This is a genomic window from Amycolatopsis albispora, assembly GCF_003312875.1.
Taxonomy (GTDB): domain Bacteria; phylum Actinomycetota; class Actinomycetes; order Mycobacteriales; family Pseudonocardiaceae; genus Amycolatopsis; species Amycolatopsis albispora.
The window spans coordinates 6,300,482-6,326,264 of sequence record NZ_CP015163.1 but is presented as its reverse complement, the minus strand read 5'-3'; the positions used below and the strand labels follow the sequence as shown (position 1 = coordinate 6,326,264).

General features: G+C 67.5%; 30 protein-coding genes and 2 pseudogenes. 22 read left to right on the top strand and 10 right to left on the bottom strand.

The features are described 5' to 3' along the window. Positions 1 to 14 precede the first annotated feature (14 nt). Positions 15 to 71 (bottom strand): annotated as a pseudogene (locus tag A4R43_RS44225) (hypothetical protein); the annotation flags it as partial. 1,080 nt (positions 72 to 1,151) lie between these two features. Between A4R43_RS44225 and A4R43_RS42940 the strand changes: the two are divergent. The 12 genes from A4R43_RS42940 (at position 1,152) to A4R43_RS29900 (ending at position 10,011) form a co-directional block, all read left to right on the top strand. Then, complete coding sequence (locus tag A4R43_RS42940) at positions 1,152 to 1,403, top strand: hypothetical protein (RefSeq protein ID WP_146240081.1); 252 nt, start codon at positions 1,152 to 1,154, stop codon at positions 1,401 to 1,403. Between the two features lie 215 nt (positions 1,404 to 1,618). Continuing rightward, positions 1,619 to 2,107 (top strand): hypothetical protein, encoded by a 489-nt coding sequence (locus A4R43_RS29950; protein WP_110341316.1) that lies wholly within the window; start codon positions 1,619 to 1,621, stop codon positions 2,105 to 2,107. Positions 2,108 to 2,109: 2 nt separating this feature from the next. Next, positions 2,110 to 2,814: a 7-cyano-7-deazaguanine synthase QueC gene (gene queC, locus A4R43_RS29945; RefSeq protein WP_110341314.1), complete on the top strand. Its 705-nt coding sequence runs from the start codon at positions 2,110 to 2,112 to the stop codon at positions 2,812 to 2,814. Between the two features lie 207 nt (positions 2,815 to 3,021). Beyond that, on the top strand, positions 3,022 to 3,795 hold the full coding sequence (locus A4R43_RS29940; protein WP_233520031.1) for a reverse transcriptase domain-containing protein: 774 nt from the start codon (positions 3,022 to 3,024) through the stop codon (positions 3,793 to 3,795). Between the two features lie 5 nt (positions 3,796 to 3,800). Further along, a complete protein-coding gene (locus A4R43_RS29935) occupies positions 3,801 to 4,358 on the top strand; it encodes a formylglycine-generating enzyme family protein (protein WP_110341310.1) in 558 nt (185 codons plus the stop codon). Beyond that, a complete protein-coding gene (locus A4R43_RS29930) occupies positions 4,355 to 4,816 on the top strand; it encodes a DUF6884 domain-containing protein (RefSeq protein ID WP_110341308.1) in 462 nt (153 codons plus the stop codon). Before A4R43_RS29935 ends, A4R43_RS29930 begins: the two co-directional genes overlap by 4 nt. Further along, the gene (locus A4R43_RS29925; protein ID WP_110341306.1) at positions 4,813 to 5,862 is read left to right on the top strand and encodes a glycosyltransferase family 2 protein; all 1,050 of its coding nucleotides are present in this window, start codon (positions 4,813 to 4,815) and stop codon (positions 5,860 to 5,862) included. Before A4R43_RS29930 ends, A4R43_RS29925 begins: the two co-directional genes overlap by 4 nt. Continuing rightward, the gene (locus A4R43_RS29920; protein ID WP_233520030.1) at positions 5,859 to 6,836 is read left to right on the top strand and encodes a radical SAM protein; all 978 of its coding nucleotides are present in this window, start codon (positions 5,859 to 5,861) and stop codon (positions 6,834 to 6,836) included. The genes A4R43_RS29925 and A4R43_RS29920 overlap by 4 nt, the downstream gene beginning before the upstream one ends. Next, positions 6,833 to 7,396 carry a phosphoribosyltransferase gene (locus A4R43_RS29915; protein WP_110341302.1) on the top strand — a complete coding sequence of 188 codons (564 nt, stop codon included), beginning with the start codon at positions 6,833 to 6,835 and terminating at the stop codon, positions 7,394 to 7,396. The genes A4R43_RS29920 and A4R43_RS29915 overlap by 4 nt, the downstream gene beginning before the upstream one ends. Then, positions 7,389 to 8,528 (top strand): glycosyltransferase family 4 protein, encoded by a 1,140-nt coding sequence (locus A4R43_RS29910; RefSeq protein ID WP_110341300.1) that lies wholly within the window; start codon positions 7,389 to 7,391, stop codon positions 8,526 to 8,528. The genes A4R43_RS29915 and A4R43_RS29910 overlap by 8 nt, the downstream gene beginning before the upstream one ends. Continuing rightward, a complete protein-coding gene (locus A4R43_RS29905; protein ID WP_110341298.1) occupies positions 8,528 to 9,382 on the top strand; it encodes a 5'-3' exonuclease in 855 nt (284 codons plus the stop codon). Before A4R43_RS29910 ends, A4R43_RS29905 begins: the two co-directional genes overlap by 1 nt. Then, on the top strand, positions 9,376 to 10,011 hold the full coding sequence (locus A4R43_RS29900; protein WP_233520029.1) for a PIG-L deacetylase family protein: 636 nt from the start codon (positions 9,376 to 9,378) through the stop codon (positions 10,009 to 10,011). The genes A4R43_RS29905 and A4R43_RS29900 overlap by 7 nt, the downstream gene beginning before the upstream one ends. Before the next feature lie 52 nt (positions 10,012 to 10,063). Here A4R43_RS29900 and A4R43_RS29895 read toward each other — a convergent pair whose 3' ends face one another. The 8 genes and pseudogenes from A4R43_RS29895 to A4R43_RS29865 all read right to left on the bottom strand — a co-directional run bounded on the left by A4R43_RS29895 (position 10,064) and on the right by A4R43_RS29865 (position 16,752). Then, on the bottom strand, positions 10,064 to 10,882 hold the full coding sequence (locus A4R43_RS29895) for a phosphotransferase (protein WP_168214097.1): 819 nt from the start codon (positions 10,880 to 10,882) through the stop codon (positions 10,064 to 10,066). A gap of 107 nt (positions 10,883 to 10,989) precedes the next feature. Then, on the bottom strand, positions 10,990 to 11,802 hold the full coding sequence (locus A4R43_RS29890; RefSeq protein WP_233520028.1) for a phosphotransferase enzyme family protein: 813 nt from the start codon (positions 11,800 to 11,802) through the stop codon (positions 10,990 to 10,992). Between the two features lie 88 nt (positions 11,803 to 11,890). Beyond that, positions 11,891 to 12,766, bottom strand: a complete 876-nt coding sequence (locus A4R43_RS29885) for a hypothetical protein (RefSeq protein WP_233520039.1) — start codon at positions 12,764 to 12,766, stop codon at positions 11,891 to 11,893. 306 nt (positions 12,767 to 13,072) lie between these two features. Further along, positions 13,073 to 13,165 (bottom strand): annotated as a pseudogene (locus A4R43_RS44220) (helix-turn-helix domain-containing protein); the annotation flags it as partial. A gap of 122 nt (positions 13,166 to 13,287) precedes the next feature. Further along, complete coding sequence (locus A4R43_RS29880; RefSeq protein WP_110341576.1) at positions 13,288 to 13,647, bottom strand: hypothetical protein; 360 nt, start codon at positions 13,645 to 13,647, stop codon at positions 13,288 to 13,290. Positions 13,648 to 13,661: 14 nt separating this feature from the next. Then, entirely contained in the window at positions 13,662 to 14,993 is a 1,332-nt protein-coding gene (locus A4R43_RS29875; RefSeq protein WP_233520027.1) for a helix-turn-helix domain-containing protein, read from the bottom strand. Between the two features lie 466 nt (positions 14,994 to 15,459). Beyond that, the gene (locus A4R43_RS29870) at positions 15,460 to 16,122 is read right to left on the bottom strand and encodes a GntR family transcriptional regulator (protein WP_233520026.1); all 663 of its coding nucleotides are present in this window, start codon (positions 16,120 to 16,122) and stop codon (positions 15,460 to 15,462) included. A gap of 96 nt (positions 16,123 to 16,218) precedes the next feature. Beyond that, positions 16,219 to 16,752, bottom strand: coding sequence for a GntR family transcriptional regulator (locus tag A4R43_RS29865; protein ID WP_110341288.1), 534 nt, complete (start codon positions 16,750 to 16,752; stop codon positions 16,219 to 16,221). A 274-nt stretch (positions 16,753 to 17,026) separates the two neighbouring features. Here A4R43_RS29865 and A4R43_RS29860 point away from each other — a divergent pair, with 274 nt between their 5' ends. The 9 genes from A4R43_RS29860 to A4R43_RS29820 all read left to right on the top strand — a co-directional run bounded on the left by A4R43_RS29860 (position 17,027) and on the right by A4R43_RS29820 (position 24,204). Further along, entirely contained in the window at positions 17,027 to 17,716 is a 690-nt protein-coding gene (locus A4R43_RS29860) for a 6-pyruvoyl trahydropterin synthase family protein (protein WP_110341286.1), read from the top strand. Continuing rightward, positions 17,713 to 18,417, top strand: a complete 705-nt coding sequence (locus tag A4R43_RS29855) for a 7-carboxy-7-deazaguanine synthase QueE (RefSeq protein ID WP_205215108.1) — start codon at positions 17,713 to 17,715, stop codon at positions 18,415 to 18,417. The genes A4R43_RS29860 and A4R43_RS29855 overlap by 4 nt, the downstream gene beginning before the upstream one ends. Positions 18,418 to 18,574: 157 nt before the next feature. Further along, positions 18,575 to 19,201, top strand: coding sequence for a GTP cyclohydrolase I (gene folE / locus A4R43_RS29850; protein ID WP_199542610.1), 627 nt, complete (start codon positions 18,575 to 18,577; stop codon positions 19,199 to 19,201). Then, positions 19,201 to 20,016: a hypothetical protein gene (locus tag A4R43_RS29845; RefSeq protein WP_110341284.1), complete on the top strand. Its 816-nt coding sequence runs from the start codon at positions 19,201 to 19,203 to the stop codon at positions 20,014 to 20,016. The genes folE and A4R43_RS29845 overlap by 1 nt, the downstream gene beginning before the upstream one ends. Continuing rightward, positions 20,016 to 21,083, top strand: coding sequence for a hypothetical protein (locus A4R43_RS29840; protein WP_199542608.1), 1,068 nt, complete (start codon positions 20,016 to 20,018; stop codon positions 21,081 to 21,083). Before A4R43_RS29845 ends, A4R43_RS29840 begins: the two co-directional genes overlap by 1 nt. A 19-nt stretch (positions 21,084 to 21,102) precedes the next feature. Beyond that, positions 21,103 to 21,798 carry a dTMP kinase gene (locus A4R43_RS29835; protein WP_098087045.1) on the top strand — a complete coding sequence of 232 codons (696 nt, stop codon included), beginning with the start codon at positions 21,103 to 21,105 and terminating at the stop codon, positions 21,796 to 21,798. Positions 21,799 to 21,829: 31 nt separating this feature from the next. Beyond that, the gene (locus tag A4R43_RS29830; protein WP_098085328.1) at positions 21,830 to 22,750 is read left to right on the top strand and encodes a DUF2797 domain-containing protein; all 921 of its coding nucleotides are present in this window, start codon (positions 21,830 to 21,832) and stop codon (positions 22,748 to 22,750) included. Between the two features lie 66 nt (positions 22,751 to 22,816). Continuing rightward, positions 22,817 to 23,656 (top strand): class I SAM-dependent methyltransferase, encoded by an 840-nt coding sequence (locus A4R43_RS29825; RefSeq protein WP_098085325.1) that lies wholly within the window; start codon positions 22,817 to 22,819, stop codon positions 23,654 to 23,656. Then, entirely contained in the window at positions 23,653 to 24,204 is a 552-nt protein-coding gene (locus A4R43_RS29820) for an NUDIX hydrolase (RefSeq protein WP_098085322.1), read from the top strand. The genes A4R43_RS29825 and A4R43_RS29820 overlap by 4 nt, the downstream gene beginning before the upstream one ends. 20 nt (positions 24,205 to 24,224) lie before the next feature. Here the strand turns inward: A4R43_RS29820 and A4R43_RS29815 are convergent, their stop codons facing one another. Continuing rightward, positions 24,225 to 24,740, bottom strand: a complete 516-nt coding sequence (locus A4R43_RS29815) for an NUDIX domain-containing protein (protein ID WP_269467510.1) — start codon at positions 24,738 to 24,740, stop codon at positions 24,225 to 24,227. Positions 24,741 to 25,138: 398 nt separating this feature from the next. Here A4R43_RS29815 and A4R43_RS29810 point away from each other — a divergent pair, with 398 nt between their 5' ends. Next, positions 25,139 to 25,738, top strand: coding sequence for a methyltransferase domain-containing protein (locus A4R43_RS29810; protein WP_098085319.1), 600 nt, complete (start codon positions 25,139 to 25,141; stop codon positions 25,736 to 25,738). Positions 25,739 to 25,783: the final 45 nt, after the last annotated feature.

Here is a 25,783-nt window from a genome sequence, read left to right as displayed (position 1 = left end):
GGCCGCATCCACGGCTGAGGTGATTGGACGCCGCGCTCCCAGCGGGCAACCGTAGATCGGTCGACCCCCATCTCTTGTGCGAGCGTCTCCTGTGTGTATCCCAGGGCTTCGCGACGTTCCGCGAGGCTTTGTCGCCGCACAGCCATACCGTCTCCGTCCGCACCGATAGCCCCAGGATCGTCCCGCTGCCGTTTGCCCAGGTCAAGCCCGGGCTTACCTAGCGAGGCCATTGCACCCTAGTCGATCTTCATTGCCCGCGGAGCACCGCGCGATGACCACTGGTCGACCACCCAAAAGGGGCGCCAACTATCACAGGCCGCCCTGTGGTGTCTCGCATTTCTGCGGCCAGTACCCAGAGTATTGCGCGGTTTCACCCGTTCGGCACAACCACGCCCGATCGAGATTTCCGCAGGTCACGACACCTGCCGCCCCGTGCACGCCCCATCGCCGCCGCGCTCGCGCTCTGGTTCGTGTCGGGCGGCGGACGTTTAGCTGCATTGGCGGGTTCGCAGCGGTCCTACCAGCACCGTTGCTGTTAGAGCCCACCGTTCGCCCGGCTTCGCCGAGCGAACGACTAAACGCTCGACGCTATGGGAGTAGCAGAAGTTCGGGACATAAGTAAATCGGGACTCGCTGAGTATCGGAGTAGATGATGAAACTCTCCCAGCGATTCGCGGAGCTTTCGGTTCCGCGATGCCCACAAACAAAGCTCGCTGTGCCGCGTTTCCTCGTGCAGCCGGTGTGGGTACGGAGTTGGGCCACCGCACGAGGCGGTGACGCACGATGAACGACCGCGGACCTTGGGCGGTGACGTGCCGCGATGTCGCCGGCCGCCCTCGGAGCCTGACGGTGCTCGTGCGCGGCTCGGAGGTCGTAGTGGTGGCGCCTGCGGGTGAGGCCGCCTCGCTCGACGCTGCCGAGGCCGAGCAGTTCCGCTCCGCCTTCACCAAGGCCAAGGAGGTGGCCGCCACCCCGGCCCCCGGTGGACTTGGCGCCTCCGAGGGAACCGGCACGGCGAGCACGGTGAAGCAGTACAGCGGCGGTCATCCCCCAGCCGTCGTGGGGCGCCCTGCTTCACCGCCATGTCGCGGCGGAATCACGACCCCGATACCTGGTTCCGCTGCGATCCCCGCCCTGCGAGGTGAGATTGCATGATCCCGCTGGCCCCGGTGATCACCGCGGTCGCCGCCGTGGTGTTGGTCAGTTGCCTGCTGTGCCGCGCCTTCCGGCAGCGCCGCCGTTCCGATGTGACTTCTACTGGCAGGCACCGACTTGCCAAGTTGCCGCCCGTTGGAAGGCACTGGCGCGAACCGCACCAACATCCGTCGCCGGTACTCGTGCACGCGCTGAAGACCGTTGGCACACACGGCCTGGGTTTCATTCGAGAAAGCGAAGCCGTATGAGGTGGCCGACATCAAGGCGTCGCGTTCACTCGGCACTTCCCAGGCAGTTCCGAGCATTGCCTGACGTTGCCTGACCTGAACTGCCTCGCGCCGCCTGTCGTCCAGCGCGATCTCGCGCGGTGTCACCACCGCCTCCTCGATCACGGCGGAGCTGGAGTTTTCCCGTTGAGGCGCTCTGGCTCCGCCGCACCATCCCTTGCATTAAGGAGCACACCATGTCCACCGCCACAGCAGCTGACGTTCAGCAGCGTGAAGCGGCTCACGAAAGTTCGCAGTCGAAGTACACCAAGTTTCTCAGCTGGCCGACCACCATCGAGCCGTCGACCGGCGAAGTCCGGCTGCGTCTGGGTGACACCGTGGACGCGCTGGTCATGCGGGCCGGGCTCGGTGGCCAGGTAAACCATCAACTCGTCCAGGCGATTCTCACGGCCCCGGTCATCGTCGTGCCCGGCATTCCAGGCACAAAGCCCGACGACTGGATCTTCCTGACCCAGCCACGTACGCGCATGCGGGAGTCCACCATCGCCGACCTGATGTCCATACAGGTCGGTTGGTATGAGTCCGATACGACGATCCCGTTGCCCGCCTTCGGTTGCACTGAAGGTGGGCTGCGCTGGCTGGCGTGGCCCGAGGCCGGCCTGGAGTTGCCGACCTGGGGAGTCGTCGTCGGTGCTGTCCGGCGCACCTTGTCGCGGGCATGGTGAGCATGTCGACTACCCAGGCCGAGCACAGGCACCCCGAACACGTCGTCGTGATCGCCTCCGGCGGACTGGATTCGACGGTCCTGGCCTACTGGCTGGCGGCCCGACACTCCCGCCTGACGCTGCTGTCGTTCGACTACGGACAGCGGCATCGCATCGAACTCGATCACGCCGCCGAGATCGCGCGGCTGCTCGACAGTCCACATCGCATCATCGATTTGACCAGCCTTGGCACGTTGTTGACCGGATGCGCGCTGACTGACACCTCTGTGGCGGTACCGGACGGGCACTACACCGATGAGTCGATGGCGGCCACGGTGGTGCCCAACCGCAACGCGATCATGCTCGACATCGCCGTCTCGGTCGCGACCTCCGTCCGCGCCGACGCGGTGGCGTTCGGCGCACACGCCGGAGACCACGCCATCTACCCCGACTGCAGGCCCGAATTCGTCGAGCGGTTCGCCCGCAGCGTGCAGGCCGCCAACGAGGGCCTACTCGTGCCGGACTTCCAGGTGCTCGCACCTTTCCTGACGTTGTCCAAGACCGACGTCGTACGAGTCGGGGAAGCACTGGAGGTGCCGTTCGCGCGAACGTGGTCGTGTTACCGCGGTCAAGACGTCCACTGCGGCACTTGCGGAACCTGTACGGAACGGCGGGAAGCCTTCCGTGGCAACGACATCATCGACCCCACCGTGTACCGGGCCGCGTAGAGGGGCGTGACGACCGTGGACGTAGACGCCTCCGGGGCCGGGCCTGAGCGGGGCCGTCTTTCCTCGGGTCACAGCTCGCGCGTGTTGGGTTGCGAGCCTGACGTCAGTGACCGGGGGAGCGTGCCTGCCGCCCAAGCAGCGCCGACGCTAGCGCACCGCTGTGCCGCGCCGCCACCCCGCGGCCCGCAAGCGCACTCGCTGATGCCGATGCTGGATGAGAAGCACCTGCGAACGGCCTTGAGGCAGTGCGGTCGGCGCACCTCGGCGCCCGGCGTGGACCGGATGACCCTGGCGGAGTTGCGTCGGCGCTCCGGCGAACTGCTGCCTCGGCTGGCAGACCAACTGGCCGATGGCACCTGGCGACCAGGACCGCTGCGGGAGGTGCGGTTCCCGACCTACACGGGTAAATCGATGGTGGTCTGCGTCCCCACGCTGCTCGACCGGCTCGTACACCGCGCACTGCGCAACGCCATCGAACCGATCCTCGAAGCCCGTGTGCTGCGCGACTGGGTGTCGGGTTACCGACCTCGCCGCAACCGCATCACCGCGCTGCGGGCCGCCGCGGCCCACGCCGAGGCCGGTTTCCGCGCAGTGGCTGACGTGGACGTGGCCTCGGTGTCCGAGGGCGTCACAGTCGACCAGGTCGTGGACTGGTGTGCCCACCACGTCCATGACGGCACCTTCCTCGGCCGTATGCGCACCGCGTTGACCGCGATGCCGTATCCAATCGCTGCTGGGTCGGGACTCGCACCGATGCTGATCAACCTGCGGCTGTCGAGGCCGGATGCGCTGCTGGACGGATTGCGGGTGGTGCGGTTCGCCGACAACTACGCGGTCTTCTCCGCCGATGAGGCAGGAGCACGAGACGCCTTCGCGGTCATCAATGCCGCGCTCGCCGAGTTCGGGCTCCGTCCCAACGAGTCCAAGAGCCGAGTGCGGCTACGCGCGAACGTCGAAGACCTCTTTCTGATCGGGGGCTGACTGAGGTGAACGTCGAGTGGATCGAGGTGCCCGGTGGGACTTGCGCGTTCGGCGATGACGCCCGACCTGCCGAGATCGGCACCTTGCTGTGGACACGCACCCCGATCACCTACGCCCAACTGAGCGGCGGACGCACCAGTACACGCAGCCTGCACCCGGTCACCGGCCTCAAACACGACCAGGCCGTTCAGGTCGCGCACGCTCTGGGCGGCAGGCTGCCGACCTCGGCGGAATGGGAGTGGATGGCGGCCGGGCCCACGGGCCGACATTGGCCATGGGGCGATCAGGAGTGGACTCCGGAGCTGGCGAACCTGAATGGCTCAGGGCTGGACGCCACGAGTCCGGTCGACACCCACCCCGCCGGCGCGACCCCTGAAGGGCTGTTGGACGTAGCGGGCAACGTGTGGGAGTGGACCGCTCGCTCGACGATGGGCAACGGGGCGGTCCTGCGTGGCGGGTCCTACGCCTCGCTTCCGCTGTACGCGCGGTCAACGTTCCTCAACGCCGCGCCCGCCGAGCTGGCCTCGGAGGGCATCGGGCTTCGGGTGGTGCGCCGACCATGACGTTCGCCGCCGCCATCGAGCCTGAGCAGGGCCTGGTCATCGTCTCTTGCAGCCGCGAGAAGCTCGTTACCACCGATCCGACTCCGGCGCTGGAGCTGTACCAGGGCGCGCTGGTGCCTCACTTGCGCGAACACCTGGCCCCCAACTACCAGGTGCGGATCAGGATCCTGTCCGCGGAACACGGCCTGCTGCACCCCGAGGACCTGGTCGGCACGTACGACCACAAGCTTCGTAGCCGCGGCGAGGCCGAAGCCCTCCGGGCTCGGGTGACCTCGCGCCTCGCCAACGACCTGCGTGGCAAGACGCTGCGGCAGGTGCTCGTGGTGTTGGAGCCGCTCTACGTGATCGCCGCCGAATGCCTGTTCGATCACGTTCCGCCGCTGGAGTTGGCGGTGTTGCCGGAACCGACCGATTGGTTGGGCGCAAGGCGAGTGCTGTCCCGTTGGGGCTGGCTATGATCGACAACTCCGTACCGCTGCGGGAGGAGTTGCTGCGGCACGGCAACAACCACAGCTCCAGCACTCATGCTTGGGAGGCTCTCGCCGACGGGATCGGCTGGCACCAGCCCACTCCGTCGGACTGTTGGCTGGCGCGCTCGCGCACCGTCTCGGTGGTCATCCCCGCCCACGAGGTCGGTTACAGCCTGCCCACCGTGCTCGACGCTCTGGACGCCCAGCATCGCCAGGACGAGTTCGAGGTCATCGTCGTCGACGATGCCAGTGCTGACGACACCGCCCAGGTCGCCGCGCGGCACCGGGTGGTCGACCGGTTGGTGCGGCTGCCGGAGCGGATGGGCGCGGCCACCGCCCGCAATGTCGGTACCGCGCTCGCCCGAGGTCAGACGGTGCTCTACCTCGACGGCGACATGGTGGTTCCCCCACACGTGCTCACCGACATCGCTGCTCGCGCCACCGATACCAGCGTGCTGGTCGGGTTCCGCCACAACCTGCGCCACGAGGTCCACTCCCACGACGCGGCCATCCTGGCGCGCATCCCGAATCTCGCGGCCGATCACCGGGTCGTGTGGCGGCCACCGCCGAACACCACGCTGCCCTACAGCGGGATCACGCTGCCCGAGCCGCTCGACGGCCGCCCGCTCGACGACACCCACGACTTCATCGACCTCGGGTACGGGCAGTCCTACTACGACTGGGACCTGCCCCGCATGGTCGTCACCGCGCTGGTCGCCGTACCGCGCGCCGCCGTGCTGGACGTCGGCGGGTTCGACGCGGAGTTCGGCCGCCTTGGGTGGGGCATGGAGGACACCTACCTCGGCGCCTGCCTGATCGCCGCCGGGCTGCTGGTCATCCCGCTGCGCCAGGTCGTCGGCTTTCACCTCGATCCACCCGACGCAGCCGAGCAGTGGCAACACAAGCTCGCCGGCTGGCCGCGCACCCTCGCCCGCTACCGCGATCTGCTGGAGCTGCCCGCTCCGCGAGGACGCTCCGAAACCTTCATCGCCGCCATGTCCGAGCTGCTCACCCACTGCGAGGTACGCCCATGACTACGACAACGACGACCATCGGACGTGCCTCGGGGCGCCGGATGGTCGGCTGCGGCACGCGCGGCGGCAGCGGTGTCGCCTACGACCCGCTCACCGGCATGACCCACCGAACCGGCCAGCCGATCCTCACCGGACGCACCGCCCTGGCCCACGAGAGCATCACCGCACTACCGGAAGTCCACCCCGGCGAACTGGGCGACGTAATGCCGGTGAGCGTGTGCTGGTCGCCCATCGTGCGCTGCAACCTGGCCTGCCCGCAGTGCCTGGACGACAAGACCGTCGCGGAGCTCGGCCGCGGCGAACGTGCCGACGTCGCGGCCAGGATCGCTTCTTCCGGGGTGCTCGGCGTGGACGTCTCCGGCGGCGAACCGCTGTTGATCCGCGACCTGCCCACCCTGCTCGATGTGCTGGTCGACGGCGGCTGCGCGGTCAGCGTCACCACCAACGGCACCCACCTGCCTCGCCGCGCCGAAGCCCTCGCCCGCCGGGTCGACGCGATCCGGGTCAGCCTCGACGGCCCCAACCCCGAGCGTCACGATCGCTGGCGCGGCGAGGGCAGCTTCGCCAAGGCCGTCTCCGGCATCCGCGCCGCCCTCGCCCATGGCATCCCGACCCAGATCCAAGCCGTGCTCATGCGCTCCACCGCCGCCGGACTACCCGCGCTGGTCGAGCTGGCCGACCGGCTCGGCGTCCACGGCCTGACCGTCCTGCAGTACCTGCCCTTCGGCGAAGGCGCGTCGCTCGCCACCGCCGAACAAGTGCCGGACGAGGAGGCCCACGACCTGATCGGCGCGCTCGGCACGCCCCCGGTCCCGGTGCGATTGCGCACCCGCGCCGACGCCGCCGGGTTCACCGTCGTGCGCGCCGACGGGCAGGTCTGGCGCAACACGCCGGATACCACCGCCATCGCCGCCCTGCACCCGCTGACCGGGCCGGTCAGCCTGGCCGTGACCGGACGGGACGGTTCGGCATGACCCGCACCGCACTGCGCGTGTTCGAGCACCAGCGCATCTGGCGGGTCACCCCCGAGGCCCTGAGCGACGCCTGCCTGCTGCTGTTCGCCGCCATCAGCCGCGACCACCCGAAGGTCGACCACGTCATCGGTATCGCCAACGGCGGCGTCGCCCCCGCCCGCATCCTCGCCGGCCGCCTCGGTGCGAAACCCCGAACCGTGCAGGCCCAGCACAACGCCGACGACGGCCTGTACCGCCAGGCCACCGGCAAGGTCACCGTGGACGTCGACGCCTTTCGCCGGAGCATCGGCCGCAGCAAGCTCCACGGCGCCATCCTCGTTGTCGACGACATCTGCGGCAGCGGCGCCACTCTGCACAAAGTCCGCAACGTCCTCACCCCGGTCCTCGCGCCGGACGCTCACGTGATCACCGCGACGTTGTGCTTGAACACCGGGGCCGAGACCTGCCCGGACTACTCGGTGTGGACGGTGTCGGACTGGGTCAGCTTTCCCTGGGAGAAACGCCCCGCCCAGCCGACCACCGACATACCCATCCCCGCGCAGGTGACCAGCCATGCCTGACGCCACCAAGCCGGTCACCGTCGCATTCGTTCTGGCTTCCTACGCCCCCGACGCGCCGGCCGGGATGGAACGCGCGACCGCCGCCCTCGCCCGCGGACTGCGCCAGCTCGGACACCGGGCCCTGATCATCACCGCAATCGAGCCCGACTCGACCGAGGACGAGGTCGACGAGGACCTGGTCGTGCTCGGCTCGGTCGGGGTCACCTTCCCTGCCAGCGACGACGAACTGCGCGAGGCAATCAGCACCCACGGCCAAGACAAAATCATCGCCGCTGACCTCCGCGCTCTCTACCGCCGCCATCACGTGGACATCGCCGTGTACGTCGACGCCTTGTGGGGACTCGGACGCCTCGCCCCAGCTTGCGACGGAGTGCGCACAGTGCTGGCGATGCACGTCGTCGGCCACGACCAGGACCTCGTACCGGCCTTGGAACGCACCGACCTGGTGATCGTGCCGTCGACCACGGTCCTCGGCCATGCCCACGACCGGGACTACGACAGCACCTGCTGGCAGATCGTGCCCAACGCCCTGCTCGGCAACCACAGCGCACCCGATGCCAGCCAGCGCGAGGCGCTGCGGCGGAGCGGGCCAGTGCGGGTGCTGGCCCGGCTCGGGCCGGAGAAGAACGTCCGCGCTCTGCTCGACGCCGGCCGCCTCGTCGACCGCGGCGTCGAGGTCGTCCTCGCCGAGGCCGGGTTCGAGCACGCCGCCGGCGCACAGGCCGCCGAGTATCGTCGCTGCGCCCACTCGGCCGCCTACCTGTTCAGGGGCAGCGTCCGCGACGACGGCCTGCCCTGGGACCAGGTCCAGCCGTGGCTCGCCAACGCCGCCGTGGTCATCGTGCCCTCGACCAAGGAGACCTTCGGCCTCGTCGCCTTGGAGGCCATGAGCGTCGGCACCCCGGTCGTCGCCTTCGACGTGGACAACCTGCCCACCCTCATTGGCACCGGGGAAGGAGCGGGCGGGATCGTGGTGCCTCGCGCCCACGGCGAGTTCGGGCTGTGGGGTGCCGCCGAAGTCCTCCTCGACGATCCGGTACGCTACGCAGCGCTATCACGGGCTGCGTACTACCGCTCGCGGGACTATCTGCCCACCACAGTCGCCCATGACTTCCTCAAGGCGGTGCGGTGATGAATGACGTCCCTCTTCTGCTGGTCGACGGCCACAACCTGCTCTGGCGCGGAGCCTTCGGCTTCCCGGCCGCGATCTTCTCCCGCGACAAGACACGCGAGCTGACTGCCGAGTTCGCCTTCTTCGCACTACTGCGCGTAGCGATCCGCGAGGAGTTCACCTCCCCGCCGGAGGTGATCGTGGTGTTCGACGGCCAGAACGGCGCGGCCGAACGTCAAGCCACCGACAGCGACTACAAGGCGAACCGCGTCCTCGACGAAGCCGCACTCAAACCCATCCGCGCCATCCCACACGTCCAGGAAGCGCTGACCGCCTACGAGCTGGCCTGGATCGAGATCGACACGGCCGAGGCCGACGACGTGATCGCATCCCTCGTCGCTCGCGTCCGCCGCGACGACCCCGAGCGCCGAGTGTGGATCATGTCCGGCGACCGTGACTTCTACCAGCTCATCGACGAGCACGTCCGGGTGGTCAACACCGCCATGAAGCGAGGCCGCCGCCACATCGAGCCCGGCACTGTGTTCGACCGCTACCAGGTTCAGCCGACCCAGTGGGCGGACTTCCGGGCCCTCACGGGCGACCCGGCGGACAACATCCCCGGCGTGCGCGGGGTCGGCGCGGGCACTGCAGCCAAGCTTCTGGCCGGTGGCCTCACTCTCGACCAGCTGGCCGACGCGGGACGGCTCATCGGCACCAAGGGCAAGGCCGTCCTCGAAGCCTGGGACCAGGTCCTCGGCTGGCGCGACCTGATCAGAATGCGCACCGACGTCACCCTGCCCCTGCTACCCGCCGGCCGCAGCAGCCGGAGCCTGCCCAAGCCTGCCGACGTCATCGACAAGCTCGGGCTGTGGTGATTCCACTGGTCGCGTTCATCCCGCCCGCCTCGGTGTTGACCGTGATGGCCCATCCCGACGACGCCGAACTCTGGGCCGGCGGCACTCTCGCCCTCTGCGTCGCCGCCGGGGCCGACGTCACCATCGCCGTCCCACGTCACCCCGAGCCCCGCGCCAGCGAGGCCGCCGCCGGGGCCGCCGCACTCGGCGCCGGGCTTCATCAGATCAACCAGGCCACCGCGGGGACCGTGCGCGAGCTGCTGCTGGATACAGGCCCCGAGGTTGTCCTCACCCACCCGGTGCGCGATGTACACCCTGACCACCGGCGCATCGCCGAAGCAGTGTTGGAAGCCCTTCCCGAGGTCGTCATCGCCACGGGACACCCCCGCCGGGTCTACACCACCGACACCTACAACAGCCTCACCCTCGACGGCCCCGTTCCCGCGCACACCACCGTCGACATCACGACTACCTGGGTCACCAAGCAACGCGCCCTGGCCGCACACGCGTCCCAGCCCATCACCGAGCACTTCGGACCAATGGCCGAGATCCTGGCCCGGCTGTGGGGCGCACGCATCGGCGTCGACCACGCCGAGAACTTCGTCCCGCTTCCTGTCCTCGGACGTCTTCCCGCCGCGCTGACCCTGTGACGCCGTCGGACGATGGTGTCAGTCTGCACGTAAGGACGCCCTCGCTTAGAAACTACGAGAACAGCGCGCACACACGATCGAGTTGGGCGAGGAACTCGGGCTCACGTTCGTCGCGTCGTCGCCAGAGGACGGCCAGCCATCGCAGGGCGATTGTGCGTCGGGCGGCAGCGAACCTTGACCGGTTCTGCCGGTTCACGCCGAAGTCGTCCTCTAGGGTCCGCCAGGTGCTGTCGGGAACTTGCCGAGCGCTGATGTGCTCGATGTGGTCTGCAGCGTCCACCGCCCGATCGCTCCAGCCGCTGAACTCGAAGTCGACGACGTGGAGCCCTTCGTTCTCAGACAGCCAGTTCAGCAAGTTGGCGTCGCCGCGCGAGAACACGGCTGGCGTGGGGCGACGCAAAAGGCCGACATCCCCGCTAGCCTCCCAGCGGTCGAGCAAGGTCCGCATTTTCCCTGTATGTGCGTCGTCGGCGGCGGCCAACTGCTGTGGCCAGATGTCGGTCAACCGCGCGATGTAGTGGGTGATCGAATCGACTCGTGGCCAGGAGGCCAACGGCTCAGCCATCGGCAGTGCTTGCATGGCTCCGGTGGCGGCGGCAATCCACGGCAGCACCAGCTCGGGATTCGTCAGCTCGGGTATCGGTCGGCCGGGAACGAAGCTCATGCCGAGTGCGGGTTGGTCTGGATGATCGTCCCGCCATAGTGGCTGCGGAGCGAGACCAAGTCCAGCAACATGGTTCAATCCGTGCCATTCCCGAGCCACGCGGTTCTTGTCGGTCTTGCGGTAGAGCTTCAGGCAGACTTCGCCCCATTGGAAGACATCGCTGTTGCGACCGCCGCTCAAGGGGCACAGCCGCCACTCGTGGAGCACGGCTTCGAGTGGCAGCTGTCGACCGCGCGCCGCTCGGAGGTCGGCCAAGAGTTTGTGAGGCACGACGCGGCTGGCGGCCGAGAGTGATGTCAACGTGTACTCCGGTCTCAGAAGGCGGACCACGACCACGGCCGTTCGATCTCGCCTCTCAGGCACGCCACCCGATGGCGTACCTGTTCCGCGGCTTCTGGGCTGGTTGTGGCTTTGCCGAGGACGAAGGCAGTCCACCGGAGTTCTCTGATCGTCGCCAGGGTGCGGTAGCCGGGCCAGGCGGTCATGTCGTAATCGCCGTAAGCGTCCACAAAAGCCTGGTAGTCCACCTCCGTGATCCGGGCGAAGTCGGTGTAATCGACCGCCAAGGAGACCAGGTCCCACTCAGGAGGCCCGATCCCGACATGGTCGAGATCCAGCAGCACGGGGGCGCCGCCTGCCCTGGGGACAACAACGTTGCCCTGCCAGGCATCGCCATGGATGACGCGCCGAGGCAGTTCCGGAACCAGCACCAAGTACTCACTGTGCAGCTGCCCTGCGAGATCTCGAAGCCAGGCCCGGTCATCCTCGGGCAGGATGGTTCCGCCGTCGATTGACTCGCGTAGCCCTTCGAAGGGGTCAACAACGGGGAACGAAGGCGATTCCGGCACCTCTAGGGCGTGAAGGCGCCCCAGTACCGCGCCGAGTTCGGCCGGCGTGGCGTGGCGGTGGTCAGGAAGCTGTACCCACCATGTGACGGGCCGATTCCCAACAACCGTGGGCTGGTCGATGTCGTCGACGGCACGCACGACGGGGATCCCGGCATCAGCCAGCCAACGCGACGCCTGGATTTGACGGGCGGCCACGAGCTGCGAGCCCGGAGGGCCCACACGAGCGACGACCCTACCGGCCACCTGGTAGATGACGTTCGTACCGTCGCGGATCAACATCGCTTCCGCGGTTGATACGCCGGCCTTCCTGCCCGCTGCCGTTAGCACGTAACGTGGATCTCGCGACAGGACCAAGTTCGTGTCCACATCAGACATTGGTCATGGCCGATGTCGCGAAGTCCGAGAGCTCGGCCACTTCTGGTATTGACAGGTGAGGTTCACACGCTCGTACCAGTTTGGACAGTTCCTCGCTCATCCGCCGCGAGTGCAACATCGGCGCATCGGCGATGGCTTGCCGTCCAATGTCGACGGCCTCCCACGGGTCGCCGATCGTCATGTTCAAAGTCGCCAACCGCGTCCTGGAGAATGCCCGTGAGCGAGGGTAAGCGTCGCTGTGCAAGCGGATCGCCGTTTCGAGGCGTCCGGCGGCGTCACCCGGCCGCTTGTCGGTCATAGCGAGTGGAGTGAGTGCTCGCGCGCTGCTGCCCGCATGTTCAGCCTCGTCGTAGTAGATCAGCCAGGGCGGGTCCGTCTCCGCTTGACGCCCGACGAAATGCTCGTCGGCGCGGTCGACCTCAGCTCGCGCTTCGTCGTGGCGGCCCAGCATCGCCAGCAATCGAGCGCGGACGACGCCGATCATCGCCCTCGCGGTGGCGGTCAGCCGGTCAGCCCGGACTTGGGCGAACTCGATCAACGACAGGGCGTCGTCCAAGTTGCCCAAATAGATGGCTTGGCGCGCCATGTCGGCGAGCGTCGCGGCGCGTAGTTCCCACGACCCGCCCTGTTCTGCGCACCATAGGCCGAAACGGAAGCATCGTGCTGCGGCGTCCTGGTTTCCGACGTCGAACGCTGAGAAGGCCACAACCCCCGCCAGGTTCCCGACGGCCTCGAACATCCCTGCTTCGACGCTGGTGCCGGCCTGAGAGCTCAGCAGGCGGCTGGCCCACCGCAGGTGGGCGAGTCCTGCCTCACCGGCCATGCCGCCGCCGTAGAGGTTCTCGCTGGCGGCCAGCGTGCGCGTCATCAGCCTTACCTGCTCGACCTCGGCCCACCCGACACGCCGAGGAGGCTGCACGTCCAAGGTCAACGGCTTGAGGAACTCGGCTGGGCTGGCTCCCACGTCAACATGTGCAGTCGGGTCGTATCCGGCCACGCCAGTGGAAGCGGAGCCTGGCAGCGCCAGGGAGGTTCCGTGGGATTGCCCTGGGACTTCTTGTCCGGTGCTCAACTGTGACGGACTTGTCGGGGCGTCAGCCGAGACCGGTCCGAGCAGGGCGTCCAATTCATCGAGGGAAACATCAAGCGCTGTCGCGATGCGGGGCCTGCGCCATGGCTGAGGAGTCAGGGCACCGCGCTCCCACCGGCCAACGGTCGAGAACTCCACACCGACGGCAGCAGCGAGGCTCTCCTGGGTGAAGCCCATCGCCTCGCGTCGAGCTGCGAACGCTTCACGCCTGTTTCCCACGCGTTTACCTCACTCCACCCGCTCACACGTCCGCTACGCCTGGGCTTAAAGACGATGCTTGCCTTGCCCCGGCATAGGGGTTACACGTCCTGTTCGATGCGCTCGAAGATGTCGATGTCCGTCGCCCTCTGCCAGTCCGGCAAGTCGTCCCAGTCCGCGACGTAGGACGCCTTCGGCTCGGGGAAGTGCTTGAAGATCTGGCCAATCCAGCACAGCGCGACGAAACGGCCTTTCTGGTCTCGGGTGAGCTTGGCGGTGGCGCCATCGGTAGCCTTGATGAAGGCGAAGACCTGGTCGTATACAGCGGTCGCGGCGTCGCGCTCCCAGTCCGGGGTCTGGTCCCACGGCGTGATGTATCCGGGCTTGGGCTCGCCGGGGTAGTGCTTGGTGACTCCAGCGATCCACGCCTCGCGGAACACGCGGCCTCGGTCATCCTGCATCCTGTTGTCCTCCATCAAGCGGCATGGCTGCCGATAAGGCTGTTGATCTCAGCATCGAGTTGTTGGATCTGCTGGTTGGTGAGCAAGGGTGCCAAGTGCGGCTGTAGGCCACGCAGCTTGCGCACGACGACTCCAGAGCCCGTCTGGCGAGCGGTGGCCAGGACGGCGGAGGCGTAGTTGACGATCTGGTCGGGATCGCGCCGGTGCACGCCGATCATCGCCAGATCAGTGAGGACGCCTGCTTTTCGCCGAGCGGTCAGGTTGCCGGCCAGTGCGTCGGTCAAAGCGGCCTCGGCGAGATCAGGGCGACCAAGGGTGACGTAACAGGTGCCGCGTTCCTCGGCGAGACGGGAGCCGTCGAACCGGAGCCAGCCGCCGTTGTGCACCGGCTCCTGCAGGTGCTGGACCTCGGCGGCGGTGTCGAGTGCACGCTGACAGGCATCGAGGTCTCCGAGTCCGGCAAAAGTCTCGGCCTGTACGACGGCGATCCAATGCCGAGTCGAGAGACCGGGGTTGCCGCGGCGGGCCAGGTCTGCAGCCAGTTCCAGGATCGGGGCGGCTTCGTTGAACCGGCGTTCGTAGACGGCGATGAAGGCGTGTCTGGTCAGCGCGCAGGCCCAGAGGTCAGGGGTATTGGCTTCTTTGCTCGCTGTCGCGGCGAGGGTGTAGCAGTGGGCGGCGTCGGTGTAGCGATCACCGTCGAAGAAGATCTCGCCCGCCAACTGGAAGAGATCGGCGGACAACTCGCAGAGTCGCTGCCGGGTAGCCGGTGACTGTGGTCGACGCAAGCCTTCGGACAGTACGTCGAGCTGGGCGCGGACCAGGGGAAGTACCTGGCTCTTGGTCGATGCGAAGGCATATACACGCCACAGATGGCTGTTGAGCTGCTCAAACTCAGCGACTGCCGTCGAGTCCACGGCACCAGTTCGAGCCGCCGCAGCGAGCCTTTCCGCGTCGCAGACAGCCGACTCGGCCGCTGGCAACGCCAGCAAGGCGCCGGTCATGCTGAACAGGCGTAGCAGGTCGCGACGGTTCATGTCGTCTGTCTCCGCGAGGTCTGGCTGAACAGGGAGGACATCCGCTCCCGCGATCTGGGCTAGGGCGACGGCCGAGGTGCCGTTCGGCCCGGACGGTGTCGGTGCGAGCAACGTGCCCAGCTCTTCGAGGGTGAGACCGAGTGCCTTCGCGATGCGGGGCCGCCGGTACGGCTGCGGCGTCAGATCACCGCGTTCCCACCGGCCGACGGTGGAGAACTCCACACCGACGGCTGCTGCGAGGCTCTCCTGGGTGTAGCCCATCAGCTCACGCCGCGCGGCGAACGCCTCTCGCCGGTCGCCCATGAACATCACCTCGCTCCGTCGGTCCAATGCCACGATAACCAGCTACCGGTCAAGCCTGATCACCCGCTCGGCGAGCAGCACCCGTTCGGACTACTGCCGTAAAAATGGCGTTTGCGCAGGTCAAGTCGGGTGCCGCCTCATTGCCGCCTCATTGGCGCCGCGTCTCCGCTCTGGCCGTCGTTGATCATCCCCACTTGACTGGGGTCGCTGCGGTCTGGGCGAGTTTCCGTCTTCGGCGGCAGCCCGAGTACCTAGAAGCACGTTCACCAGAACGCACCGCTGGGGATGCCGGGCGACGAGACCACCCTCCACGTCTATGGGGAGTTCCCGTTCCCGCGGACGTGCTGGCGGGGACGCTCGACGCACCGCATTGAGGTCTCGGACCAAGTCGTAATTCGAGGGCGTGACCGATGAGGAGATCGTCACCAATGCAGTTGTCGTGTCTGAAATCGAAACCCTTGGCATCGTGGCTCTAGCCCAACTCGGTCTCTACGGTCTGGCGGTACAACAGCTCATACAGGTGTGCGCCCTTGATGAGGACCGAGGCTTCGACGGGGCGCTCGTTGTCGCTGTAGATGACACGCAACTGCCGGATCACCGGCGTCCCATCTGGAAGGTCCAGTGTCTCGGCTTCCTCCACCGTCGGGGATCGTGCCGAAATCCGGTCGACGAAGGTCCGCTGAGGAAACCCGAGGTCGGCGAGGGCTTGGGGCGCGCCGCCGCGGATCTTCGCGGCCTTGGCCAGGCTGCTGTTGTCGGCGATCTCGGAGGGGTAGTAGGACGCGGACAACTCCACGGGCTGGTCGTCGTGGAGGAGGATTCTGGTGCGGAGGATCGCGGTAGCGCCCGGCGTCAGCTGCAATCCGGCGACGATGTCCGCCGGTGGAACGACGTTGTCGACCTTGAGCAACTGGTAGCGGAACCGGCCTGGTTCGGGCGTGATGTAGGCGGAGGCGTCGATGACGAACGGCTGCCGGTCGCGGACGTAGACGCCTTTGCCGACACGGCTGTCGAGGAAGCCTTCGTCCTTCAGGGCCTTCAGCGCGTGCTGGATGGTGGCGTTCGCTGCGCCGTACCGCTCCACGAGTTGCGCGGTGGACGGCAGTTGCGTACCAGGGCTCAGCTCGCCACGCATGATGAGATCGCGCAGTTCCGCTGCGATTTGCTGGTGCCGGGGCCGGCTGTCACGGGCGCGAGGCAAAGTCGGCTCCTGGAGACGTCGTTAGAGCGATCATGGCGTCAGCTCGTATCGCAGCCGTCGTCCGTCGGCCACCATCGTCATCAGGCTGGCTTCGACAGGCCGTTCGTCTCCGGTGAGGAGCACACGGGCGAGCAGCAGCACGCAGGACGGGTCGTTCAGTTCCAGCGTGGTCCGTTCGTGCGGCGTGGCAAGCCGCGCGCTGACGTCTTCACGTACGCGGCGTGGCCGATGTCCGAGGTCAGCCAGGAGAGCGACGGCTCCGCCAGGGATCTTGCGGGGCTCGGCCAGCCGGGTGCCCCGAGCGATGTTCACCGGGTAGTACGAGTCGACGAGCTCGACTGGGTGGTCGTTGAACAGCATGAGGCGGCGCCGCACGACCACCGGCTCGCCTGCAGCCAGGCCGAGCATGTCCGCCACCATCGCGGAGGCGGACACCTCCTCCACACCCAGCAGCTTCTGGGTTCCCGTACCTCCGTGCTCTGCCGCCTCGGCGCTCCAGGCGTCGCCGCGGTGGCCGCTCACGTACGGCATCGACACGCTCGTCCACGGGCCGGCATCGGTCATCGCTCGCCCTCCTTGCGTCTCCTGGTGGGGGGTGCTCCCACCGTTGACCTTAGTCGTAAGGCAGCAAGGCTGCCCTCGACAGCGAGACCTCAACCTTATTACCTTTCTGATATCGCAGTAAGGTTCACCGGTAGCGAAGGTACTACAGATCGTCACGGCTCGGTTCGGCCCCCGGACTTTCCGTCGCTGCGTCGTTCGTGCCGGTACGAGCAGTTCCGCCGCCAGCGCACATCGGTCCGAGTGCTGTTCGGCATGACCGACGAAGGAGGGCTACATGAAGGCCGCTGAGGAGAAGTGTGTGGCGGACGGCCAGATCACCATCTCGCAGTCGTTCGGTTTCAGCGCCAGCCATGAGCTGAGACTGTTGCCGGCCAGTCACAAGTGCAGCCGCAACCACGGCCACAACTACACGGTGACCGCATCGGCGCTCGTGCACAATGACGGCCCCGGTGACCTGACGCCTCTTGGGGACTATCTGGCCGCGACGTTTGACCACCGATTGCTCAACGAGCAGGTCACCTTCCACCCGACGAGCGAGCTTCTCGCTTCTCACCTTGCCGAGTGGTTCCGGGACAACGTTGAGTCCGCGGTGCCGATCACGCTCGTCGCGATGGTTGTTTCGGAGACCGCGACCACGTCGGCACGCTGTGACGGTGTCACCGGCGAGGTCACGATCTCGAAGACCTTCAAGACCGGCCACGGTGACGTCACGCTGGTGCTGGGGGCGGACGGGCTGGACGAGGTTGGGTTCATCACCGATTTCGGCGACCTGAAGCCGTTCGGGGCTTACCTCCAGGCCCCTGCCGCCGACGCGGGGCTACGTGCCGCCGGCCCTGCGCTGGTCGCCCACCTGGCTGGCTGGTTCGTCGACAACGTCGAGCCGGAGATCCGCGGTCGACTCGTATCCGTACGGGTCGACTCGGGGACCACCACTGGCCTGTGGGAACGAGGCGATGCCTCGTGAACACGCTGACCTTGGCTCCCGAACGGGTAGAGGGTTCTGCAATTCTCACGGAGAAGTTCGAGTCGTTCCAGGGCGAAGGCCCCTGGACAGGGCAGCGCTGCGTGTTCGTCAGATTCTCCCGCTGTAACCTCCGGTGCGGCTACTGCGACACCCCGGAGAGCTGGGACTGGAGCAGGTACAACCCGGTCGAGGTCAGCGACCGAGTCCCCGTCGCCGAGCTGGTGTCGTGGGTGCGCGAGCGCGGCGTGGACATGATGGTGATCACCGGCGGGGAGCCGATGTTGCAGCAGCCCGCCATGACCGCCCTCGCCCGCGGCCTGGCCGACATCCGGGTGCAGGTCGAAACCAACGGCACGGTCGCACCCACACCGGAACTCACCTCCTTGGTCGATCTCTGGGTGGTGAGTCCGAAACTCGCGAACTCTGGCATGACCTACTCCACCCGCATCAAGCCCGAAGCCCTCTCGGCGTTGGTCGCGACAGACCGCGCAGTGTTCAAGTTCGTTGTCACCGAGCCCGACCGCGACCTCGACGAGATCGCCCAGCTCGTCGAGGAACACCACCTGGCTCCGGTGTGGGTGATGCCGGAAGGCACCACCCAGGAGAAGGTTCTGGCCGGCATGGACGCGCTCTACGGCCGGGCCACTGAACGCGGATGGAACGTCTCCACCCGCCTGCACATCCTGACCGGAGCGCGGTGACACCGACTCCCAGACCGAGCACTGGATCGCGGTGCTCGCGGTCACTGTCGCTGCGCCCGGCATGTCGTCCCCGCACCTGCGGGCCGTGGCGCTATCAGGAGCCGCCGCCGCTGACGTCCTTGACCCATTCACCACTCCCGGAAGCGAGGCGAAGTCCGTGACCAACACCCTCGACAGGCTTGCTCCCAGCGAAAGCCAGGACCTGGTGTCGCCGGGCCCGGTCGACACTGAGCGCGTTGCCGATCTTGTCGGCCAGCTCCTCGCCGCGATCGGCGAGGACCCTGGACGGGAGGGTCTGTCGGACACGCCGGCCAGGGTCGCCGCGTGGTGGCGCGGGTTCTTCTCCCCGGAGCCGTCGGCCGCCCCGACCTGCTTCCCCGAGCAACATCTGAGCGGCCAGTTGGTGGTGATCGGCGGCATGAGCGTCTGGTCGCTGTGTGAGCACCACCTGCTACCCATGAACCTGGACGTCGCCATCGGTTACGTACCGGACGGCGAAGTAATGGGCCTGTCGAAGTTCGGTCGAATCGCACAGCAATACGCGGGCCGCCTTCAGGTGCAGGAGCGCTTCACCCGGCAGGTAGCCGACGAGATCGCCGTCGTGATCGGCAGTACCGACGTGGCCGTCGCGGTTCGTGGCACGCATCTGTGCATGAGCGCGCGGGGCGTGCGGATGGAGGCAGCTCGTACCACCACACTGCAGGCCCGCGGCCGATTCGAGAGTGATCCTGTGCTCTCCCAACAGTTCCTCGCCCTCGCCACGGACAGGTGGAGGGTCGCCTGATGGCCAAGAGCATCGCCTTCTCCGCGATCGCCCCGCCCGACTACCTGAACGTCTTCGTCGCGCAGGAGCCCGCCAGCGTCCACCACGTGGCGGCCCAGCGTGTTCTGACCGACGCTGCCTACCGCGCGTTCTTCCACCGCGAGGCGCAGCGGGGTGCGGAGATCATTGTCGACAACGGGGTCTTCGATCTCGGCCACGCCCTGCCGGCCGCCGACCTGATCGCGGCGGCCCACATCGTGGACGCCCGCGAGATCATCCTCCCGGACGTCATGCGCGACGGGCTCGCCACCATCAAGGCCAGCGACGAAGCCGCTCGCGAGATCCTCGACCTCAGCGACGAGTTCCGCCTGTGCGTCGTGCTGCACGCGGCAGACGATCAAGAGTGGCTGCGCTGCTACGACTACTTCGCTTCCAACGAATACGTCGGAGCGATCGCGCTGCCCGCATCACGACGTCCCGCGCCCGAAGACCAGCTCTGCCGCACCCGCTGGGCGGCCACCCGGTACCTGGAAGACCACGGCATGGTCGAGGACCGGATCGTCTATCGGCTGCTCGGCCTCGGCCGCACCGGGCACCTGGAACTCGTCGAACAGCGCGAGCACGAATGGATCGCCTCGGTCGACGGCGCCGCCCCGGTCATCCTCGGCGCGATGGGCATCGAGATGCTGCCCGACGGTCCCTACGAGAAACCCCCGACCCCTCGAATCGAGAATCTGGGTCGGATCCCCGAAGAGCGGTTCGACTTGATCCGGCGGAACATCGCCGTCGTCCGCGAAGCGGCGGGTAGTAGCGTGCGGATCCCGGAGGCGGCCTGATGAGCCTCCTCGCCAACACAATCCCGACCGCGGGAGCCAGCTCGGCGTTGCAGACGTCCCCCATCGCGGTGGACGGGCACACGATGGCCCCGGACCGCCTTCTGCGCTACCTACAGATCAAGGTCCACCACCTCATCCAGGACCACGACTGGGACAGCATCCACGTCGTCGGCGGCTACGACCGCGAAGCCGTGATCTCCACGCACGAGAAGACCGGCAAGCTGTTCAACTTCGAGCGCCCCACCGCCGAGGTCCACGGCCGTGACCTCATCGTCAAGGCGTTCCCCGGTGCCGACTACGTCCACCACTACGCCCTGATCATCGCCACGTACCTGTCCATGACAGGAAAACCGGCCGACACGGTCACCTACGAGTTGCCCGACCCGATGTTGTCCCGCGAGGCGGTGGCGAAGCTCGGCCTCGAACTCGATGGCGACCTCGTGATCGTCGGCTGGGGCCTGGCGCACCTCGCTCCTGCCGACGGAGCGTGGACCTACGGGCACGGCTACGCCTGGCAACGCGCTCAGATCCACGGCCGACGAGTGGTCTACCTCGGGTTCCTCCACAGCATCTGGGGCGACGTCGCCGGACGCGTGGTCACGCGCCTGGCCGAGCTCGGTGCCCGCGACGTCGTCTACGTCGGCAAAGTCGGTGCGCTGAACCCCGACATCGAGCCCAACACGCGGCTGGCTACCGGAAACACAAGCCTCGTCGGCGGCAGCCTCGTGGCGTGGCCTGACTTCTTCGGCGACTTCGCCACCGCCCAACCAGGCGTGCACACCGGCATCCACGTCACGTCACCCTCGATCCTGCTGGAGAACAGGGACTGGCTGACCGAGCACGCCGAGCACGCATTCGTCGATCCCGAGATCGGCCCTATGGGAGTTGCAGCACGCGACGCCGGGATCGATTTCGGCTACCTGCATGTCATTTCCAACAACCTTGCTCGCCACTACCCCGCGGACTTGTCCAACGAGCGTCACAGCGACGTTGTCCGGCGGCGCACCGTCCTAATTAGACAGATTCAAGACATCGTCGCCAACCGACTGGCCGCCCGGCCGATCTGATCCCTTGGAGCGCACCAACATGACGAACGCAGCACCACTTTTCAACCCTGCGCGCGGGCGCGAGATCACGGTCGTCGGCATCGACGGCGCGGGCAAGTCCACCCTCGCCACCCGCCTGCACCAAGCGCTCAACGAGGCCGGCCACGAAACGATCCTGATCGGCAAGCACAGCACCGAAGTCCCGATGGACGCCGAGTTGTCCGCCTACGTCGACAGGCTCAACGCATTGGTCTATCGCCGCGACGCGCGCGTCGCCCAGGCGTGCGGCGATCACTACTGGCTGCTGGCGCTGGCCGCCTGGTACACCCTCCAGGACAAACTCGTCATCCAGCCCGCCCTCGCCGCCGGAACCCACGTGATCCTCGACAACGCCCACCACAAGATCCTCGCTCGCTACGCGGTGAATCCCGACGTCTCCACCAGCCTGGCCGAGCAGGTCTTCGCCCACCTCACCGAACCCGACCTGGTGTTCTTCCTGCGCATCAGCGCCCGCGACGCGCTCGCCCGCAAGGGCGAATTCAGCTCCCTGGAAACCGGCCACTCCGGCGGCGCGGACGAGGACTTCATCCGCTACCAGGACACCGTTCTCGCGAAGCTGCGCGAGCACGAGCAGCGCGGCGGATGGCTGTCGATGGACGTGACCGACATGGACCGCGACGCGGTCTTCAAGACCGCTGCCGAAGCGCTCGCCGACCGCCTCCAGCTCGCCATCTGACCCCGCCAACAGTCATCACGAGGAACGCACCATGCCAGCGACCCGACCAACCGGCGGCGAGTACGTGTGCCACGGCATCACCTGGGCGACAGGAAATCCCCGGCTGCTGCTGGCCCCGCTGCCCGACGGGCCGCTGGTCTACGCCGAGATCATGAACCAGCGACTCGGTTTTGCGGTCGGTACCGGCCGGTGGTGCACCGGCCGGTACCAGTTCGCCGACACGGTGCGCGTCGAGGCCCTCGCGTGTCCCGACCGCGCGCCGACCGAGCAGGGCGACCAGTGCGCTCGGTGCTTGCGCCAGGACGAGTTCCGCTTCGCCCACCAGTTCCACCAGGACGGCAACGTCCCCGCGGCCCTGCGCCAGTACATGGACCAGCCGCACTGGCTCTACCTCGCCACCTTCGCCGACGGCGCCACCAAGGTCGGCACTGCAGCCGAACCACGCAGGCAATCCCGCCTCGACGAACAAGGCGCCCTGATCGCGACCTATCTGACCAAGAGCGCCGACGGCCGCGCCGTACGCCACCTCGAAGACGCCATCACCCGCGGCCTGCAGGTGCCCCAGACCATCCGGGCCTCGACCAAGCTCAAGGCGCTGGCCAATCTGACCGACCTGTCCACCGCGAGCGCGACCCACGACCGTCACGTCTCCCGCGCCGCGGACGCGCTCGCAGCGATGAACACTCCGGCAATGCTGGAGACGTGGACTCCTCCTGCCGAAGGCGACCGAATGCGCGTCGCCGACGGCGTACGGATGCTGTACCCACACGATCTGCGCGACGGTGAGCACGGCTTCACCGTCGTCTCGTGCGTCGGCACCCAGGTGCTGGCCGCCCTGGACGGTGACGACGAAGTGGACTACGTGCTCGACCTCGGCACCCTCAAGGGTCGCCGCATCACGCTCGGCCCGTTCACCTCGCCCGCCGCCGCCTTCCAGAACTCCCTCTTCTAACCGACCCCGGCTCGTCGCGTCCGTCCGCAACGAGCCTGGCCTGCGCCCTGAAGCGAGGTACCCGCGATGGCACCACTGGACGCCCTTCTCGGCTGGGACGAGGACACCACTGCCGAGGCGTACGCCGCCTTCACCCGTGCCTTCCCCATGTATTCGGCCACCAGCCGGGACCTTGCTCGCCGCGCCGATCTCACCGACAGCCGGCTGGTGGTCGACCTCTGCGGCGGAGCCGGCGCGACCGCGGAGGCAATCCTCGAACTCGTGCCGATCGACGCCCAGGTCGTCTCCCTGGACAACGCCGCTGCCATGCAGCGCGTTGGCCGACGCACCCTGGCCGACCCACGCCTGAGCTGGGTCACCGCACCAGCCGAAGATCTGGTCGGCCACGTTCCCGGCGCGGCAGACGCGGTGGTGTGCAACTCCGCGATCTGGAAGACCGACGTGCCACAGGTGTTCGCCGCCGTCCACCAGGTCCTACGACCCGGCGGCCGGTTCGTGTTCAACGTCGGCGGCGGCTTTGCCGGCGTCCGCCACCCCGACGAGACCAATGTGCGCACCGGCCCCTCGCTGAACACCTTGATCCGTCAGGTCGCGGCCCGTGACCACGGCTACGCCCCGCCTCCAGCCGCCGAGCCAGCTCCGAAGCTGCCACTGGACACGATTGCCGACCACCTGTCGGTCGCCGGACTGACCGTGCTCGACACCGAGGTCGTCGCCCAGCGCAGCACGATGGCCGAGAAGAAGGCGTGGTTGTCGATTCCGGTCTTCGCTCGACCCGACGGGGACTTCACCCACGCTCAGCGGATGGACATCCTCGACAAGGCGTACTCGCTGACCACGCCCGACACGCCTACCGTGACGAGCTGGCTCGTGGTTGTCGCACAGCGACCCAGGGAACTACGTTGACCGCCCCGCCACCGACCAGTAGCCACGGCAGCAGGATCAAGTACTGCGACCACGCGGCCGTCGGCGTGCTCATCTCCTCACCGGACGGGCTGCTGGTCTTCGAACGCGCGAGGCCCCCTGCGGGGATCGCGCCGGTCGCTGGTCATGTCGACCAGCACGGAGGCCCCGAGCAAGCCGCCCGCATTGAGGTCGCCGAGGAAGTCGGCCTGACCGTCACCTCACTTCACCTGCTGCTGACCGCATGGCGGCCCAACCACTGCCGCCGACCGACCAGCGACCGCGTGGGCCATCAGTGGTGGATCTATCGGGCCCAGACCTCTGGCCCGATCCGACCCTCTGCCCAAGAGGTGCGCGCACCCCGATGGCTGCACCAAGACCAGCTCCAGCAGCACGCGCACCGCACCGCGGCCTACGCCGAAGGGCAGCTGAGCGAGGAGCAGTTCACCGCGAAGCCCGGCTTGGAGCCGGTGTGGGTTCGATTCCTGCACGAGCTCCAACTGGTGACGCTGCCCGACGACATCCTGAGTCTGATCGACAAGGTCCTCTGACCGTGCACCGGCGACGGGTCTCAGCGCGCCCCCACCACGTTCCCCGCTGCCAATCGGCGTACGTACGCGCGGATACGTTCGCGGTCCTCGGGGAACACGCTCTCCCACGTCTCGTCCAGGTCAACCCACCTCGATGGCTGCCCAGTCTCCCCGCCGAGCGGCACGTCGCGGTCGACGACGGCGCCGTAGGACAGGCTCAGCGTCGGCGCCCAGTCGGCGCGGAAGGAGCGGACAGCCACCGCGGCCGGCATAGGCAGCAGCTCGCCCGCTACGCCGGCCTCCTCCACGAGTTCACGAGCTGCGGCTGCCCGCGGCGTCTCGCCTGGCTCGACCTTGCCGCCAGGCGGCACCCATCCGCGCACGCGGTGCCGTACCAGCAAGACGTGGCTGTACGTCGGGTCGGTGACCCAGACCTCGGCCGCGAGCGGCTTCAGCAGCGACTGGTGGGCGTGGAGCCACGTCTGGGCGTCATCGAACTCCATCGCGGCAAGGCGAGCGTCCGCGACCGCCGCTTCCACGGTCAACTGGTCAATCACCTGACCCAGCCTAAGCCGACGTCGCAGCCGACCCGGACATTGCAGGGGGACAAGGCCCGCCGTGTCCTGGCCTGTGAAGGAACGACCCGGAGGTTGGATGCCCCGAATGGTGGAATCGTCAGCGACGAGTCGCGATATTCATGCAGGTCAAGCTTGGTGACGCCTCAACCGCGCCTCCACGGCACTGCCCGAACGCGCTTGATGACATGGCCCATTCGCAGTTGACTACCTCGGGCTGCGCCGAGAGGGAGGTGCTGCCTTAGCGGCGCGCTCTGTCGAGAGCATTTCTGCCCGAACAACCCAGGGTGTCCGCCCTGTCTCATATCTGGATGCGTCGTAACCGGGCCATGCTGACCATGGCCGTCCACATAGTTGATCGTTGAACTAGAAGGGAAGCGATGGGCACCGATACCACCACCGTGTCGCCGGGGTCGCTGCGCGCGGAGATGGTCGCCAAGGTCCGCAAGTCGGGATACGCGCAGCTCAGTGAGGTCGCGCGGGTCCTGCTGGACACACCACGTCATGAGTTCGTGCCCGACGCCCCACTGGCCACTGCCTACGACCCGTGGCAGGCGGTGATCACCCACCGGTTCCAGGATGGCCGGTCGTTGTCCTGCGCGTCGGCGCCGTGGCTGGTCGCGGCGATGCTCGACCAGCTTCACGTCCAACCCGGCAACCGCATCCTGGAAATCGGCGCGGGAACTGGCTACAACGCCTGCCTGCTTGCCCAGTTGACCGGCCGCGCGGACCTGGTGACCACGATCGACATCGACCCGGACGTCACCGCGAAAGCCAAGCGGGCCCTGACCGCCACCGGCTACGGCGACGTGCATGTGATCACCGGCGATGGTGGGCTCGGCTATCCCGACCACGCCCCGTACGACCGCATGATCGCCACCGTCTCGCCGTGGGACATTCCCGCGCAGTGGTGGCAACAGCTCGCGCCCGGAGGACGGCTGGTCGCCCCGCTGCGCTTCCCTGTCAAGTCAGCGTGTTGAACCGTTTCGTCGGGCGGTGGTGGCGTTCCCAGCCGCCGCTCGGAC